14 protein-coding genes are annotated in these 15640 nt (G+C 54.6%); 4 read left to right on the top strand and 10 right to left on the bottom strand.

Annotated elements, in window-relative coordinates:
• Positions 1-69: 69 nt before the first annotated feature.
• The 3 genes from DV520_RS00740 to DV520_RS00730 are packed head-to-tail and all read right to left on the bottom strand — an operon-like array spanning position 70 to position 3898.
• A complete protein-coding gene (locus tag DV520_RS00740) occupies positions 70-1101 on the bottom strand; it encodes an ABC transporter permease (RefSeq protein ID WP_117141460.1) in 1032 nt (343 codons plus the stop codon).
• Positions 1098-2354, bottom strand: coding sequence for an ABC transporter permease (locus tag DV520_RS00735; protein WP_117141459.1), 1257 nt, complete (start codon positions 2352-2354; stop codon positions 1098-1100). Before DV520_RS00735 ends, DV520_RS00740 begins: the two co-directional genes overlap by 4 nt.
• Positions 2351-3898: an ABC transporter ATP-binding protein gene (locus tag DV520_RS00730; RefSeq protein WP_021919966.1), complete on the bottom strand. Its 1548-nt coding sequence runs from the start codon at positions 3896-3898 to the stop codon at positions 2351-2353. Before DV520_RS00730 ends, DV520_RS00735 begins: the two co-directional genes overlap by 4 nt.
• Positions 3899-4199: 301 nt before the next feature.
• Between DV520_RS00730 and DV520_RS00725 the strand changes: the two genes are divergently transcribed.
• Positions 4200-4907 carry a DUF554 domain-containing protein gene (locus DV520_RS00725; protein WP_117141458.1) on the top strand — a complete coding sequence of 236 codons (708 nt, stop codon included), beginning with the start codon at positions 4200-4202 and terminating at the stop codon, positions 4905-4907.
• Between the two features lie 111 nt (positions 4908-5018).
• Here DV520_RS00725 and nudC read toward each other — a convergent pair whose 3' ends face one another.
• Both nudC and DV520_RS00715 read right to left on the bottom strand, forming a co-directional pair.
• Positions 5019-5849 carry an NAD(+) diphosphatase gene (gene nudC, locus DV520_RS00720; protein WP_021919968.1) on the bottom strand — a complete coding sequence of 277 codons (831 nt, stop codon included), beginning with the start codon at positions 5847-5849 and terminating at the stop codon, positions 5019-5021.
• Positions 5850-5861: 12 nt separating this feature from the next.
• A complete protein-coding gene (locus DV520_RS00715) occupies positions 5862-7505 on the bottom strand; it encodes an acyl CoA:acetate/3-ketoacid CoA transferase (protein ID WP_021919969.1) in 1644 nt (547 codons plus the stop codon).
• A gap of 206 nt (positions 7506-7711) precedes the next feature.
• On the opposite strand from DV520_RS00715, the gene tsaA reads away from it, so the two are divergent.
• The gene (gene tsaA / locus DV520_RS00710) at positions 7712-8401 is read left to right on the top strand and encodes a tRNA (N6-threonylcarbamoyladenosine(37)-N6)-methyltransferase TrmO (RefSeq protein WP_021919970.1); all 690 of its coding nucleotides are present in this window, start codon (positions 7712-7714) and stop codon (positions 8399-8401) included.
• Between the two features lie 129 nt (positions 8402-8530).
• Here tsaA and DV520_RS00705 read toward each other — a convergent pair whose 3' ends face one another.
• The 3 genes from DV520_RS00705 to DV520_RS00695 all read right to left on the bottom strand — a co-directional run bounded on the left by DV520_RS00705 (position 8531) and on the right by DV520_RS00695 (position 11767).
• Positions 8531-9853, bottom strand: coding sequence for a murein hydrolase activator EnvC family protein (locus DV520_RS00705; protein ID WP_117141457.1), 1323 nt, complete (start codon positions 9851-9853; stop codon positions 8531-8533).
• Between the two features lie 133 nt (positions 9854-9986).
• Positions 9987-10838, bottom strand: a complete 852-nt coding sequence (locus DV520_RS00700) for a DegV family protein (protein ID WP_021919972.1) — start codon at positions 10836-10838, stop codon at positions 9987-9989.
• Positions 10839-11014: 176 nt separating this feature from the next.
• Positions 11015-11767 carry an alpha/beta hydrolase gene (locus DV520_RS00695; RefSeq protein WP_165849999.1) on the bottom strand — a complete coding sequence of 251 codons (753 nt, stop codon included), beginning with the start codon at positions 11765-11767 and terminating at the stop codon, positions 11015-11017.
• A gap of 209 nt (positions 11768-11976) precedes the next feature.
• Here DV520_RS00695 and DV520_RS00690 point away from each other — a divergent pair, with 209 nt between their 5' ends.
• Positions 11977-12489, top strand: coding sequence for a ferritin (locus DV520_RS00690; protein WP_021919974.1), 513 nt, complete (start codon positions 11977-11979; stop codon positions 12487-12489).
• 84 nt (positions 12490-12573) lie between these two features.
• Here DV520_RS00690 and DV520_RS00685 read toward each other — a convergent pair whose 3' ends face one another.
• Together DV520_RS00685 and DV520_RS00680 are read right to left on the bottom strand one after the other, a co-directional pair.
• Positions 12574-13509 (bottom strand): SPFH domain-containing protein, encoded by a 936-nt coding sequence (locus tag DV520_RS00685; RefSeq protein WP_117141454.1) that lies wholly within the window; start codon positions 13507-13509, stop codon positions 12574-12576.
• Between the two features lie 53 nt (positions 13510-13562).
• Positions 13563-13997, bottom strand: coding sequence for an NfeD family protein (locus DV520_RS00680; protein WP_021919975.1), 435 nt, complete (start codon positions 13995-13997; stop codon positions 13563-13565).
• 289 nt (positions 13998-14286) lie between these two features.
• On the opposite strand from DV520_RS00680, the gene DV520_RS00675 reads away from it, so the two are divergent.
• Entirely contained in the window at positions 14287-15627 is a 1341-nt protein-coding gene (locus tag DV520_RS00675) for an AI-2E family transporter (RefSeq protein ID WP_021919976.1), read from the top strand.
• The last annotated feature ends 13 nt before the right edge of the window (positions 15628-15640 follow it).

Raw genomic sequence — 15640 nt, 5'->3', positions numbered from 1 at the left:
TTTGTAAAATATCGTGAAACCTTTCCTGATAAAAGACGCGCCGCCTGGTACCAGGCGGCGCGAAAGGGTTTAACGGGTACTCTTATCGTAGGGAATGCCTTCCGCCTTGGGCGCACGGGAATTTTTCGAGGTGAAGGCCAAAACGATCAGGGTAATCAGATACGGCAGCATCCGATAGAAGTGGGCGCTGATTCCCAGGTCCGCCAACAGGTAAACCCCGTCCCCGTTGATATCAATGCTGGAATAGCTGGCCGCGATACACTTAAACAGGCCGAACAGGAGAGAGGCCCCAGCAATGTTCAGCGGTTTCCAGTTGCCGAAAATCATAACCGCCAGGGCTAAGAAGCCAAACCCAGCCACGTCCCCGTTGGCGGTGCAGTTGGCCGTGGTCAAGGAATAGACAAAGCCCCCCATTCCCGCCAGAGCGCCCGAGATGGTGGTGCCGGCATACCGCATTTTGTACACGTTGATGCCCAAAGAATCCGCCGCCTGGGGATTCTCACCACAGGCACGCAGCCGCAGACCAAACCGGGTCTTATACAGCAGGACCGCCAAAACAAGGAAAAGAAGGATGCACAGGTAAGTGGCCAGATAGGTTCGGTTGATGAAGGTCTCCCCCAAGGGGCCCATGTCCTCCATCCGTCCATATCCAAACATGGTCTTTTTGATCATGAACCAGCTGGCAGCATCTCCGTCCGCCATTTGCAGGGTATTCTGGTTGGCGATAATACGGATGAAGAAGAGCACCAGGGCGGGCGCCATCAGGTTCAGCGCCGTACCGCCGATGGTCTGGTCCGCCCGCAGGTTGATGGAGGCAAACGACAGAAGCAGAGAAAAAATCGCCCCCAGAAGCGCCGCCACCACCATCGCCATGATTTCCAGCCCCTGCAGGGTGGCGTAATCTCCCGCTGCCTTGGCCGCTGCGAAAACCTCCGATCCTTGCATGGTCCGCACGAAAAGGACGCCTATAAACGCGCCAAAAATCATGATGCCTTCCAGGGCCAGGTTGATGATGCCGCTTCGTTCCGCGAAGACGCCGGCCAACGCCACAATCATCAGGGGAACCGCGTAGATTAGTGTCTGCTGTACCAAAAAGGTCATGCGCCCTCGCCTCCTTTCTCCGGCTTCGTCCCTGCAGGCGGCGTTTCAGCTCCGCCGGAATCTGAAGCCGCCGCAAGAGAGGCTTTGGCTTTCCGCTTTTTCCGTCCGCTGATGAACATTTTGATCACCAGCGAGAACGCGCTCAGATAGACGATGGTGGCGATAATAACGTCTGTAATATACTCATTATACGCCGTCAAATTGGTCAGCTGGAGTCCCGAAATATCCAGCATGGACATGAAGCAGCCTGTGAAAATAACCCCAATGGGATTGTTCACCGCCAGCAGCGCCACGGGAATGCCATTGAATCCCGTGCTGGGCAGGGACTGATAGGTGGACCAATAAAACTCCGTGTTTCCAGACAGATAATACAAGGAAGCACCCGCCGCCGCCAGCGCGCCGGCAATGGCCATGGACAGCACAATATTCCGTCTGTCCTGAATCCCGGCATACCGGGCAGCGTGACGGTTGGCACCGCAGGCTTTGAGCTGGTAGCCCAGGGTCGTTTTGCTCATGATGATGTACATGAGAATGGCGATGAGAATGGCAATGACAATCCCCATGTTGACTTGGGAATTGGGGAAGAGATGATCCAATCCCATCTTGGGCGTTGCCACACCGTTGAAGGTGGTCTTATAAATGTATCCCGACTTGGTATTCTCCACCACGTTTTTGAAATTGCTGATGTCGAACATCCAGGTAACCAGGTTGGCTGCCAACCAGTTGGTCATGATACAAGCCAGCACCTCATTGATATTGAGAAACGCCTTCAAGAGCCCAGGGATCGCTCCCCAAACCGCACCGGCCAAACAGCCGCCCACAAAGGCAATGATCCAAATCAGCCACGCAGGGACCACCTCGGAAGGGATGCCCAGCGCCAGCATCAGGGTCACCATGGTGCCCATCAGATACTGTCCCGGGGCGCCGATATTGAACAGGCCCGTCTTGAAAGCCACCGCCACGGAGAGTCCTGTCAGGATCAAAGGCGTCGCCCGGAAAAGCATGTTCCCGATGTTAGTGGGGTTAAATCCAAAGGTCAAGGCTCCCGCTGCATCCCGGCCTGTGCTGAACAGGCCGCCAAAAATCAGCCGGATTCCATCCCACGCACTGGAGGGAGAGAGGGTATCGCTGGTCATCCCCACAATCAAGATAATGACACAGCCCACCACAAGCCCAATGATGATGGAGAGAATGGAGGCTAAAATAGATCGGGTGGCCTCCTTCTTCATCAGTCCAGACATCCGTGGTTTCATTCCGTGCCGCCCCCTTTCTCCGCTCTCTTGGCACCGGCCATATAGAGGCCCAGCTCCTGTATATTGGTCTTCTTGGGGTCCAGCTCTCCCACAATCTCCCCTTCGTAGAGGACCAGAATTCGGTCGGACAGGCTCATCACCTCATCCAACTCCAGGGAAACCAGCAAAATCGCCTTCCCTCTGTCCCGCTCCGCCACCAGCTGGCTGTGGATATACTCAATGGCGCCTACGTCCAGACCGCGGGTGGGCTGCACCGCCACAATCAAGGGTTTGTCCCGGTCCACTTCCCGGGCAATAATGGCCTTCTGCTGATTGCCGCCGGACATGCTTCGGGCCACCGTAATGGGACCTTGGCCGCTGCGTACATCGTACTGGTCAATCAAGACCTCCGCATAGGAACGCACCGCGTCCTGCTTAATAAACCCAAACTTTTGGAATTTAGGCTCCTGAAACCGTTGGAGAACCATATTTTGCTCCAGCGTAAAATCCAGTACCAAGCCGTGCTTGTGCCGGTCTTCTGGAATATGGCTGATGTTCTTCAGCCGCTTTCGGATGGAGGTATGGGAAATTTCTTCCCCACACAGGGTAATCGAGCCGCCAGAGCACTTTTCCAGCCCGGTGAGCCCATAGATCAGCTCACTTTGTCCATTGCCGTCAATTCCCGCCAGGCAGACGATTTCCCCGGCCCGAACCGAAAAGCTGACCCCCTGCACCGCGTCTTTCTTATGCAGCTTGGAGGGGACCCGAAGTTCTTTTACTTGGAGAACCACCTCCCCCGGTTTCGCCTCCGACTTATTGACCTCCAGCTGAACTGGACGTCCCACCATCATGTTGGACAGCGCCTGTTTGTCGGTGTCCTTGGTCTCCACCGTACCAATGTACTTCCCCTTACGCAAAACCGTAATCCGGTCAGACACCGTCATAATCTCATTCAGTTTATGGGAAATAAACAGAATGGACTTTCCCTCTGCAGCTAAGCTTTTCATAATCTGCATGAGCTCATCAATTTCCTGGGGCGTGAGCACTGCGGTGGGCTCGTCGAAAATCAGAATTTCATTGTCCCGGTAGAGCATCTTCAGGATTTCCACTCTCTGCTGCATCCCCACCGTAATGTCTTCTACCTTGGCGTCCAGGTCAATTTTCAAACCATACCGCTGGGAGAGATCCATCACCTTCCGGCGCGCCTCTTTCTTTTTCAGGAACCCCAGCTTGGTGTCCTCCGCCCCCAAAATAATATTATCCAACACCGTAAAGACTTCAATCAGCTTAAAATGCTGATGCACCATACCAATGCCCAGGGCCGTGGCATCGTTGGGGTTTTGGATGGTCACTGGTTTTCCATCCTTGCGGATCTCTCCAGCATCTGGCTGATACATCCCAAAGAGGATAGACATCAGCGTCGACTTCCCTGCGCCGTTTTCCCCCAACAGCGCATGGATCTCCCCTTTCCTCAGCTGGAGTGTGATGTCGTCATTGGCCCTAATTCCCGGAAACTCCTTGGTGATGTGAAGCATCTCAATCACATATTGCGGAGCATTCTCCATGCCGTCACCTACTTTCCTCTCTTTTCTCGGCCACGCTATGGCCATGATTCGCAGTCTATTATAATGGCTGTGACAAAAAGTTGCAAGATTCCACATCAATTTATCGGGACAAATTGTAGAAAATACTTGTCTCCTCCCCCCAATAAGGCAATCTGCCTCCCGCTTTCCCTTTTCGATCGACTGCCTCTCCCATTTTCGCCTCTATAAAAGATCCTTCTTGACGCACATGGGTGCGATATGTTAAAATGCTCCATCTTTTTGGGCTTTGTCAAATGGCAGGCCCACAGGAAGGAGAATTGCTATGGTGCCAAAAGGAATTATCTTGGACTGCCTGTGCGTCCTGCTGGGAACCAACTTGGGCAGCGCCATCAAAAATCACATCCCCGCGCGGATCAACCAGCCGATGAACGTAATTTTCGGCCTCTCTGCCATTGCCATCGGCATCACCTCTGTGGTAAAGCTGCACTCTCTGCCCGCTGTGATCCTGGCCTTTATTCTGGGCGGACTGATCGGGGAAGCTGTCAATTTAGATGACAAAATCAAATCGCTCTTTCAGCGGATTTTGGAGAGGCTGCGGTTCCAAATTCACGGCGACAAAGAAGTTTATATGCGCTTCTACCTGATTGTCACCGTCACATTCTGCGCCAGTGGAACCAATATTTTTGGTGCCATCAACGAAGGGATCTCCGGCGACTTCACCATCCTTCTCTCCAAAGCGGTAATGGATATCTTCGCCGCTACCCTATTCGCCACCACCCTCGGGCGGGCAATGAATCTCATTGTATTGCCGCAATTTTTGATTTTGTGTGCCTGCTTCTATGGCGCCCGGTTTATCCTGCCTCTAACCACCGAAGCCATGCTTCAGGACTTTGTCGCCGTGGGCGGACTGCTCACCTTGGTCCTGGGTCTGAGCATTGCACAGATCAAGCACATCAGTGCGGTCAATCTTCTCCCCGCTCTGGTGCTGATCTGGCCCAGTTCCTGGTTGTTTGGGCAGTGGATTGGGTAAGGGCAGCTTTTTACCGCACCGGAGGGAACATAGTTTCCTATCCTTCAGAAACACAAAAGGAGACACTGTTTTACACAGTGTCTCCTTGCTGTACCCACAGCTTATCCAGTTTTACTGCCAGTCTCCCCGCAGAAAGGCCTGGATCATGTGATTGGTCAGGCTGTACCCATCCGGCCGCAACGAAATCTCATCCCGGCGGTACCATCCTGCTTGGGACAGCTCCTGCCGGTCCATGTGAATCTCAGCCTCCCCATCCAGACGGGCATAAAAGCCCATCAGCAAATTGGAGTCCATGCCCCAGGGCTGGCTGCCATAGTAACGAATGTCCTTGACTCGGAGCCCCACCTCCTCCATCACTTCCCGTCGCACCGTGTCCTCCGCGGTCTCCCCGATCTCGGTAAATCCCGCGATCAGCGCATATCCCTTGTAGGCTCTCCCCTGGTAACGGGTCATCAGCAGCTTGTCTCCATGGGTCACCGCCACCAAAATGGCCGGGGCTATTTTCGGATAAATCAAATTTCCGCAGTGCGGACAGCGAAGCATGCGCTCCTTGCGGTCCGGCTGGGTTCTTTTCCCACACCGTCCACAGAAGCGATTGTCCCGGTACCAAACGGAGAGATGGTAGGCCGTGGTCTCTGCAAAATGCAGGTCCCGGGCTTTCTTTGCCCGGCTCTCTCGGAGACTCCACCAGCCATATCCCTCCGGCACAGAGGCCGTTTCCTGCAGGCTTGTGAGATAATACTCCTCCTCATCAATGCGGAAGAGATAGCAGCACTCTGCCACCCGATCCTGAAGTTCCCCGTAGGTAGGCAGAAACAACTGGCCATCCTGCAGCCGCTCCAAAATCTCCATTCCACGAAACACAACGCAGCGGCCGCTTTCCTTTGGGGCACGGAACGCAAACTCCACATGATATTGTTTGGGTGCAATTTCCTGCAGCATAATGACTCCTTCTCATCCGCGGCTCTCTCCGCCCTCTCCACCGGGCCGGAGGTCCCGCCAGAATTCATATTCAGGGTCCAGCATCTCCATCTGCTCTGGAGTGAGGCCCATGGGTCCCTCCCGAAACAGTCGGGGGTCCATGTACCGAACATATTCCGGGATCACCGGCTTAAACTCCATCTGATCCAAAATATCCCGCTGGAGGTCCACGCCGTGGGCAATCTCCACCAGGGTAAGCCCCTCCTGCTCCAGACGAAATACCGCCCGTTCTGTGATGTAGAGAACTTCCTGCCCCTTGCGCACAGCCTCCCGTCCTGAGAAGGTAATGGCCTCCACCTGGTGCAAGAACTTTTTCTGGGGGCCCTGGGTGTGAATGGAGAGGCCATCCCCCTTCATTTTCACAGTTTGCTTCCCCGCAGTAAAGGTTCCAATGAAGCAGAGCTTTTTGACGTTCTGCGTGATGTCGATAAAGCCCCCCGCTCCCACCATACGGTTGTTGAAGCTGTGGGCATTGACATTCCCCAAGCGGTCCACCTCGGCAAAGCCCAGCACTGCCATATCCAGTGCGCCGCCATCGTAAAGCTGCAGAATATCCGCCATCCGGTACATGGCCTCCGGATTGATGGTCGCGCCAAAGTCAATCCCTCCCAGCGGAATCCCTCCCAGAGGACCGCACTCCAGAGACAACGTAAATAGGTCCGTGAGTCCCTCCTCCTCCGCCACAGAACCAATGCCGCCCGGCATGCCAATGCCCAAATTGATCAGAGAGTTCGGACGCAGCTCCATGGCCGCCCGGCGGCAGCAGATTTTCCGCGGTCCCATGGGCAGCGGGTCAAACCCCACCGCGGGAATGCTGGCAAGGCCGGCAATTTCAGGACGAAACGCATCTGTCTCAAAGCTCTGCATACTGTACTCCGGCCGGCCTTCCACCAGGTAATCCACCATAAATCCGTGGATCAAAACCTCTTTGGCGGGGATGCTCCCCTGCTTGACCACCCGATCAACCTGGGCAATGACAATTCCTCCGGAGTTGTGGACCGCAGCGGCCACCTCGAACTGCTCAATATTCATGGCCTCGTTCTGAATGGACAGGTTGCCCGCCTCATCCCCATAGGTCGCCCGAATAAAGCAGACATCAATGGGGAAGGACGGATAAAACAGGCACTCTTTGCCGCCCAATTCCACCAGAGAAACCACCTCTTTCCCGGTGTCCCGGGCCCGTTGGTTGGCCTTGCCGCCGCCATTTCTCGGGTCGGCAAAGGTCCCCAGTCCCGTGGTAGCAATGGCGCCGGGAAGGCCTCCCGCAATGGCCCGGAAGAGCTGCATCAAGTTTCCCAGCGGCAGCATAAAGCAGGCCACCCGTTCCTCCTGAACCAGTTTCCGCAGGCCTGGATCATATCCCATGTGGGAGAGAATGAGTTCCTTGAACATGCCAGGCCGTTCCGCCAGATGACTCACCCCCCGGCCCTGTCCATCCCCTTGGCTGGTACACTTCACCAGCGTCACATCTTTGGGATGTCCAGTCTGGTCATAGTGAGCGGCCAGGGACATGATCAGGTCCTCTGGGCAGCCGAACCCGTTGAAGCCCGTGGTGGTCAGCGTACAGCCATCCTTCACAAGCGCCGCTGCCTGGGCCGCGGTGATGATCTTGCTCATGTTATTCCTTCTCCTTTGCTTTCGGCCCCAAATCCCTTGGAGGCCAGGCAATCTCTTTTTTCTCCCTATTATAGCATGGTTTTTTCTGGGAGCAAGCAGCGGGTGTGGTTTTCTCCTCTTTTTGAACTATTTTCTTGCATCGGGCCGGGCCAATTAGTATACTAAGGGAAGAATCCTTCCCATTTTTCAACGATTGAAGGTGTGTTATGCAAAGCTCCATTCCCATGAAAATCATCGCCACTCTGCATGGTGCCTTTCCCACAAAGTTCGGGATTCCACGGCAAAGCGGCCTGGTGGAAGACCTTGAAGCCACCGTCGTGTTTGAGCCAGAATATCGAAACCCGGATGCCCTGCGCGGCTTGGAGGGGTTTTCCCACCTATGGCTGATTTGGTCCTTTTCCCAGGCCATTCGTCCGCATTGGTCCCCGACGGTCCGTCCGCCCCGCCTGGGAGGAAATACCCGAATGGGGGTCTTCGCCACCCGTTCCCCCTTCCGTCCCAACCCCATTGGTCTGTCCTCAGTCCGGCTGAAAGGAATTGTACAGCACCCAACCTTGGGTCCTGTCCTTCACGTGGCCGGGGCAGATCTCATGGATGGGACCCCTATTTTTGACATCAAGCCATACCTCCCCTATACCGATGCCCATCCCCAGGCCTCCAGCGGCTTTACCGCTGACTACGAGGGATATCATCTCACAGTCCGCTTTCCAGAAGACCTTCTGAAAAAGGTCCCCCCTGAGAAACAGGCCGCCCTGCGGGGCGTGCTGGCCCAAGACCCCCGTCCTTCCTACCAGGAAGACCCCACACGGGTCTATGGCATGGCCTTCGGGGGACTTGAGGTAAAGTTTTCCGTCCAGGACGGGGTCCTCACGGTGTTATCCGTGGAGAAACCGTAAAATTCAGCTCCCTTGTCTCTTCCTGTCCAGGGAGCTTTCTCTTTATACAGCTTGGATAGGATGTCCTTTCGTACCAAAAATATAAGCGGACCGCCCAGACTGGGCGGTCCGCTCTTTGTCGGTTTGCTCTTAGAAACAGTAAGCGACGGGGTTGACCCGGCTGCTGCTGGAGCTGTTGAGCCAAAGCTCAAAGTGCAAATGGTTTCCGGTCGAACTGCCGGTGGAACCTACGTAACCAATGACCTCACCCTGAGATACCGTCTGTCCTGCGGACACCGCCCGCTGGGACTGATGGGCATACATCGTACGGGAGCCATCACTGTGGGCAATGGTCACATAGTTGCCATAGGAAGAGCCGTAGGTGGAAATGATGACCACGCCGCTCTTGGCCGCCTTGATGGGCGTGCCATAGGGGGCGGGAATATCACAGCCACCGTGGAGCTCCTGCCCGTGGAAGGGACAGTTTCGATAGCCAAAGGGAGAAGACACCCGGGTATACCCCGACAACGGCCACAGGTAGCCGCCGGAACCGGCCGTGCCACCGCCACCGGAAGGTTTGGAGTTGGAGTTAGAATTGGAGTTGTTCTGATTCTGCTGCTGTTGCTGCTTCTTCGCTTCCTCCTCTGCCTTTTTCCGGGCAGCCTCTTCCTCCGCCTTCTTCTGGGCCGCGATTTGAGCCTGATAGGTCTTTTCCGCCTGGGCAATCTGACTGGAGACGCTGGCGGAATCATCCTCCAGCTCGTCCATCTTCTGCGCATAGACAGAGGACTGACTGGTAATCTCCTGAATGGTTGCCTCCACGCTGGCCTGCTCTTTCACCAGGTCGGCCTTCTGTGTCTCCAGGTCAGCCTTTGCACTCTCTTCGGCAGCTTTGCTCTCCTCCAGCTCAGCCTTGGCATCAGCTACCGCCTGACGGGCGGCGGCCAGATTGTCCATGACCTCGTTGTCGTAATCCATCACTTCAGAGATGGCGTTGATCTGGTCCAGCAGGTCCGAAAAGCTGTTGGCATTGAAGAGAACGGCCCAATAGGACACGTTGCCCCGCTCCTCCATGCTGCGGACCCGCTCACAGAATTCATCGTAGTACTTGGCCTCTTCCTCTTTGGCAGCGGCCAATTCCTCCTCCTTCTGATCGATCTGCTTACCATACTCCTGGATGGACTGCTCAGAAAGGGCGATCTGCTCCCGCAGAACATTGATCTTCTCCTCCAGCAAAAACTTCTGGTCCAGCGCCGAATTCTTCGAATTGGACAGCTTGTCCAGCTTCTTCTGGATATCAGACTTTTGTTCCTTCAGGCTGGCTGCCTGAGACTTCAAATTGTCAATGTCCTTTTGGGTCACAGCCTCCGCTGCGGGCAGTGCCGCTGTCATGGCAAAGAATACCATCACCAGCGTCATCACCAGTGCGCCAAGCCGCTTTCCCCGCCCCTTCGAGCATAAGATGTGCTGCATAGTAGACTCACCTCGTGGTTCTTAAATTTCGCATGCTTCCACTATCGACAGGTACAGTATAACATATCTTCCCAATCATTGCAAGAAAAAACAAAAGTTTAACAAAACTGTAACAAAAGTGTGAATGCTGTCCTTAGGCCTCCAGGAAAAGAACCCCCATGGTGCCAGGTCCGCAGTGAGAGGTTACCGTACAGCCCGTCCGGGTGAAAAAGATCTCCTGCGCCTCGGGGACCGCTTTGCGAACCGCGCTCTCCAACCGTGCTGCCAGCTCCGGTGTGGGCGCGTTGGAAGTGGTGATAAAAATGTACCTGGGGTCCACCTTTTTTCCCTTCAGGCGCTCCGCAATATACTTCTCATATACCTTTTCGATGTTGCCCCGGTATTTCTTGCAGACCTCCAGCTTTCCATTTCGCATCTCAATACAGGGCTTTAGATTCAAAAGATTCGCGCCAAACGCGGTGACGCCGGTGCAGCGCCCACCTTTCCACATGTACTCCAGCGTATCAATGACAAAACTGACATTGACCCTGCCAATAAGGTCCTGCATCGCCTGGGCAATGGAGGCTGCGTCTTTTCCCTCATCCCGCATTTCACATGCCGCCAGCACCATCTCTCCCATACCAGTGGTCAGCTGAAGGGAGTCCACCGGGTAGACTCCAGGCAGATCTTGGGCCGCAATGACCGCATTCTGATACGTCCCGGACAAGCCAGAGCTGATGCTCAGAAACACAACCTCATACCCCGCCTCTACCAAAGGCGTGAAGAAGTCTGTAAACTCCTGGGGACTCACCGCAGCTGTCCGGGGAAGCACCTTGTCCTTGGCATATCGCTCATAGATCATTTCCTGGGTAAAATCCACCCCATCTAAGTAGTTCTCCTCTCCCAAGACAATGTGAAGAGGAATGGTCTTCACATGGAACCGCTCCAACAACGCCGGCGTCAGGTCACAGGTGCTGTCGGCGGTAATGTATACTGGCTTGCTCATAACATTCCTTTCCTTTCTCCGCGCCCTTTGGGCGCGCCCTGCCCTCCCCATGGCGTGAGGGAGCAACATGGTTTTCTTTCTCTCTGCATTGTGAAAATGCAGACCAATACATTTTTATTATACCTGCAATCCCCACGAATTTCAAGGGAACACTTGCTTTTTCTTGCCTGCCTACCTCATTCTTTTCCCAAGAAAAAGTCCGCCGCCCAGGCCAAAACCGCTTCCAGCTCCCCGTTGCCCATCAGCGGATGCTCTCCCTGGGGAAAGATCCGCAGCTGGGCCCCAAAAGTCTCAGCAAACCGACGGGCATCCTTTACGGGCACCACCTCATCCAGCGCTCCATGGACCATAAAAAGGGAGGCCAACTCCGGCGTATAACGGGAAAACAGATCATATTCCCACAGGTCCCGAAGAAATGCAGGGGTAATCCGCATCTCCCGAACGTATGCATAGTCTGGTACAAAGTATCCCCGTCTCTCCAGGTCCTTCTTGGCCCGAGGCGTCAGCCAGCGTGCCACCAGCTGGGGCATTGTCACCGCCGCCGAACGCAGGAAGGCCCGGGGCCGGTTACGGGGGGCACGGGACAGGGAAAGCAAGGTAATATAAGCTCCAAAGCTGGAGGCAAAATAGCACACCTCCACTTGGGGAGACTTTGCCCGAATCCAGGCTTCCACCGTCTCCAGATCATCCATACAGAAGGGAACCCGAAGTCCCTCCTGCCCCATTGGACTGTCTCCATGGGCCGGAAAATCAAAGCTCCATACACCGATCCCCCGTTCGGGCAGCGCTCGATGCAGGGCCTGCACCATCGGGCTCTCCTTGCTGCTTCCAAACCCGTGACAAACGATCACCACACGGGATTGCCCTTCCCAATTATCATGGCACGGAATCCGATCCCCCCGCCTGCTTGGCAGCCATACTGTTTTCACCGTTTTCGCCTCCTTTTTCTCCATTCTGGCACAGTTCTTCCCTTCCGTCAAGAGACCGCACACCACACCTCCTTCGGAATGGGAATTGACAGTATGCCCAAGATATGGTATGATTACCAAACAAAATCACTATGTTTTCCCATACGGTGTCAAGGGTTTTCTTTGATTCCGCACAAGATAAGAATGATATTTCAGAAAGGATGTTTGTTATGCTGAAGAAAGAAGTCGCCGCGCTGTTAGAGCAGCAGATCAACAAGGAATTTTATTCCGCCTACCTGTACCTGGATATGTCCAATTACTACTACTCCAAGAACCTGGATGGGTTCGGTAACTGGTTTAAGATTCAGGCTCAGGAGGAGAGAGACCACGCTATGCTCTTCCTGACCTATCTCCAGAACAACGGTGAGTGCCCCAAGCTGGGCGCCATCGACGCCCCGGACAAGGTATATGAGTCCTTCCGCGATCCTCTGGCCGCCTCTCTGGTCCACGAGGAGTATGTCACCTCCCTCATCAACGCCATCTATGCTGAGGCCATGAAGGCCAATGATTTCCGCACCCTGCAGTTCCTGGATTGGTTTGTAAAGGAGCAGGGCGAGGAAGAGAAGAACGCCAACGACCTGCTGGGGCGTTTCGACCTTTTCGCCTCTGATGTGAAAGGGCTGTATGCGCTGGACGCTGAGATGGCCGCCCGGACCTACACCGCCCCCTCTCTGACCCTGTAATCCGCCTAAAATATTGAATCCCCCTGTCACCGTAGGTGACAGGGGGATTTTTTCATAGGTTTTTATTGTTGCATACAACGTGAATTATGCTTTGGGACCACCTGGACCAGGCGCGGCCCTGCCTGTGTCGGGACGTCTGACTGTCTCCACAATCCCTTCCGCCAGACCGGCCAGGCCTTGAATTTCCGAGGGAATGATAATCTTTGTGGCTTTGCCGTTGGCAGCCGCTTGGAACGCCTCCAGCGCCTTAATTCGAATGACCGGGTCCGTGGGGTTGGACTCGTTAAGAAGCTTCAGGGAGTTGGCCATGGCCTCATTCACCCGAAGGATGGCGGCCGCCTCGGCTTCGGCCTCCATGATCCGAGCCTGCTTCTCGCCGTCCGCCCGGAGAATGCGGGATTCCTTCTCTCCTTCTGCCACCAGGATCTGGCTCTGCTTCTGCCCCTCTGCCTGGAGGATCTGTTCCCGGCGCTCCCGTTCCGCCCGCATCTGCTTTTCCATGGCGTTTTGAATATCCTTGGGGGGCAGGATATTTTTCAGCTCCACCCGGTTGACCTTAATGCCCCAGGGGTCCGTGGCCTCGTCCAGGATCGAGCGCATCCGGGCATTGATAATATCCCGGGAGGTCAGAGACTGGTCCAGCTCCAGCTCACCGATGATATTCCGCAGTGTGGTGGCAGTGAGGTTCTCAATGGCGTTCATGGGGTTCTCCACCCCATAGGCAAAGAGTTTCGGGTCTGTAATCTGATAGTACAAAACAGTGTCAATCTGCATGGTCACGTTGTCCTTGGTAATCACAGGCTGGGGCGGAAAGTCAGCCACCTGTTCCTTCAGGGAGACCACCCGTAGAACCCGGTCAATGAAGGGAACCTTGAAATGAAGCCCCACACTCCAGACTGTGTGAAACGCGCCCAAACGTTCAATCACGTAGGCTTTGGACTGCTGGACCACCCGGACGCATCGGGCCAGGATGACCAGAATGACCACAATGAGAACAATCAAAACAATTTTTGTTTCCATGCAAGTACCTTTTCCTTTCTCTCATGACATAAGCGGCAGCTTCTCTCTTCTCGTTAGGTTTCTTTTCGGATGACAATGGCTTTGACCCCTTCAATTCGCTCCACCTGGATGCGTGTTCCCGCTGGAATGATCTCGTCTCCCGCAGAACGGGCCGTCCAGACGGCGCCGTCGATCTTCACTTGTCCGGAGGCGCTGAGGTTGTCTATGGATTCCACCACCACGCCCTCCTGGCCCAGAATACGGTCCGCGTTGGTCTTTTCCATCTTGGGATGCAGCCATTTTCGGGCCATGGGACGGATGAGCGCCATGGCAGCCACAGAGACCACCGCGAACAGACCAATCTGCACCGGAAGGGACGCCCCCAGCCAAGTGGCAATGAGCGCCACCAAGCTGCCCGCGCAGAACCAAATGGAAACCAACCCCGCCGTGATCCCCTCAATGCCCGCAAATGCGATGAGCAGCACCAGCCATAGGATCTGGTAATTCAAGCTCTCACTCCTCCTTTCTCTTCCATCAAATCCAACGAATTTCATTTCTGAACTGGTAAGATAATTGTATCATAGGCATAGAAACGCCGCAACCATTATTTTTCCCTGTTTTCGCTTGCTTTCCCGTCCCTGCGCTGATTTCCCCGAAGAAATTTTCCCAATTGTTTCCTTCCGCTTGCAAGCAACCGCCAGCTTTGCTATACTATAAAATATATGTTCCAATTTATTTTTTGCATCTCCAACCGTTTTTGGTCGGAAGGAATTGGCACAGGAATGGGAGGGCGAACTGTTGAAGGTTCCCATCAAAAAGATCTTGTTTTATAGCGGCATGGTCTTGTTGGGCCTGGTCGTGGTTTTTCTGGTCTGCCGCGTCCTGCTCAATCTGGACGCATTGGGCAATACTGTCCGCGGCATTTTTGGTTCTCTGCGGGCCATTGTCCTGGGCTGCGTGATGGCTTACCTTCTCTATCCTCTTACCCGTTTTTCCGAGCAGTTTCTTCTATACCATAAGGTGAGAAAGAAAACGGCCCGTTCTCTGTCCACTGCCTTCTCCACCTTTGTCCTGTTGGCACTCATTGTGCTGTTTGCCTATTTCATCATTCCTCAGCTGGTCTTCAATGTCCCGCCTTTGATCCAAAACCTGCCCAACATGGTTTCGGATTTTTCGCAACGAATTTCAGATTACCTCACCGCCCATGGACAGCCGACCACCATCATTACCACTGTCTCTGAAAAAATCACCGCTGCCTTCAACGCATGGCTTCAGGACGACCCTCTGTCCGCCCTGGTGGACCTGGCAGGACGGGTGGCCGCCGCGGCCAAGAGTGTTTTGAATTTCATCATCGGCATTATCGTAATGGTTTACCTGCTAATGAGCCGGGACCAGTTCGTGGGACAGGGAAAAAAGATATTGTTTGCCTTATGCCGGAAGCGGAGCACCTGTGATGTGATTTTGAAGCACCTGCGGGCCATCAATCGGATTTTCAGCGGGTTTGTCTCCGGCAAACTTTTGGATTCCCTGATTATCGGCATTATCTGCGGCATCTGCCTGTCGCTTCTCCACATGCCCTACGCCATGCTCATCAGCGTCATTGTGGGCATTACCAACATCATTCCTGTCTTTGGGCCTTTCTTTGGCGCCATTCCCTCCGCTTTTATCCTTCTGCTCACCGACCCTGGAAAATGTCTCATTTTCATTGTCTTTGTCATTATTTTACAGCAAGTGGATGGCAATATCATTGGTCCCAAGATTCTGGGGGATTCCACAGGGCTTTCCGCGTTCTGGGTCCTGTTTGCCCTGCTGCTGTTTAACCACTTGATGGGATTTTGGGGGATGCTCCTGGGGGTTCCTTTGTTCGCCTCGTTCTACTATCTGCTCCGGGAGTTCATCAATGCCCGGCTCCGCAAAAAGTCCCTTCCTCTGGAGACCCAGGAATACGTCCATGTGTCCGGGATTGACGAGAAGGGCTCCATCTCCTATCTGCCGCCCCCTGTCATTGAGTTTCATCCTCTGTTCCGGGGGGAGGACAGTCTGTGGGCCCGGCTTCGGCGGCGCCTGCGCCACCCCCTCTCCCCGTCCCAGGATTCCCCCCCAGACAATCCCCCGTCTGATGATGATCCGTCATCCTAATCTGTTTCCTTGG

Source organism: Evtepia gabavorous, assembly GCF_003425665.1.
Lineage (GTDB): Bacteria > Bacillota > Clostridia > Oscillospirales > Oscillospiraceae > Evtepia > Evtepia gabavorous.
This window is presented reverse-complemented; position numbering and strand designations above follow the sequence as displayed.

Bases quoted from the DNA above. Each gene is read 5' to 3' on its own strand.
- DV520_RS00740 (WP_117141460.1), bottom strand. From the start codon at position 1,101: ATGACCTTTTTGGTACAGCAGACACTAATCTACGCGGTTCCCCTGATG.
- DV520_RS00735 (WP_117141459.1), bottom strand. From the start codon at position 2,354: ATGAAACCACGGATGTCTGGACTGATGAAGAAGGAGGCCACCCGATCT.
- DV520_RS00730 (WP_021919966.1), bottom strand. From the start codon at position 3,898: ATGGAGAATGCTCCGCAATATGTGATTGAGATGCTTCACATCACCAAG.
- DV520_RS00725 (WP_117141458.1), top strand. From the start codon at position 4,200: ATGGTGCCAAAAGGAATTATCTTGGACTGCCTGTGCGTCCTGCTGGGA.
- nudC (WP_021919968.1), bottom strand. From the start codon at position 5,849: ATGCTGCAGGAAATTGCACCCAAACAATATCATGTGGAGTTTGCGTTC.
- DV520_RS00715 (WP_021919969.1), bottom strand. From the start codon at position 7,505: ATGAGCAAGATCATCACCGCGGCCCAGGCAGCGGCGCTTGTGAAGGAT.
- tsaA (WP_021919970.1), top strand. From the start codon at position 7,712: ATGCAAAGCTCCATTCCCATGAAAATCATCGCCACTCTGCATGGTGCC.
- DV520_RS00705 (WP_117141457.1), bottom strand. From the start codon at position 9,853: ATGCAGCACATCTTATGCTCGAAGGGGCGGGGAAAGCGGCTTGGCGCA.
- DV520_RS00700 (WP_021919972.1), bottom strand. From the start codon at position 10,838: ATGAGCAAGCCAGTATACATTACCGCCGACAGCACCTGTGACCTGACG.
- DV520_RS00690 (WP_021919974.1), top strand. From the start codon at position 11,977: ATGCTGAAGAAAGAAGTCGCCGCGCTGTTAGAGCAGCAGATCAACAAG.
- DV520_RS00685 (WP_117141454.1), bottom strand. From the start codon at position 13,509: ATGGAAACAAAAATTGTTTTGATTGTTCTCATTGTGGTCATTCTGGTC.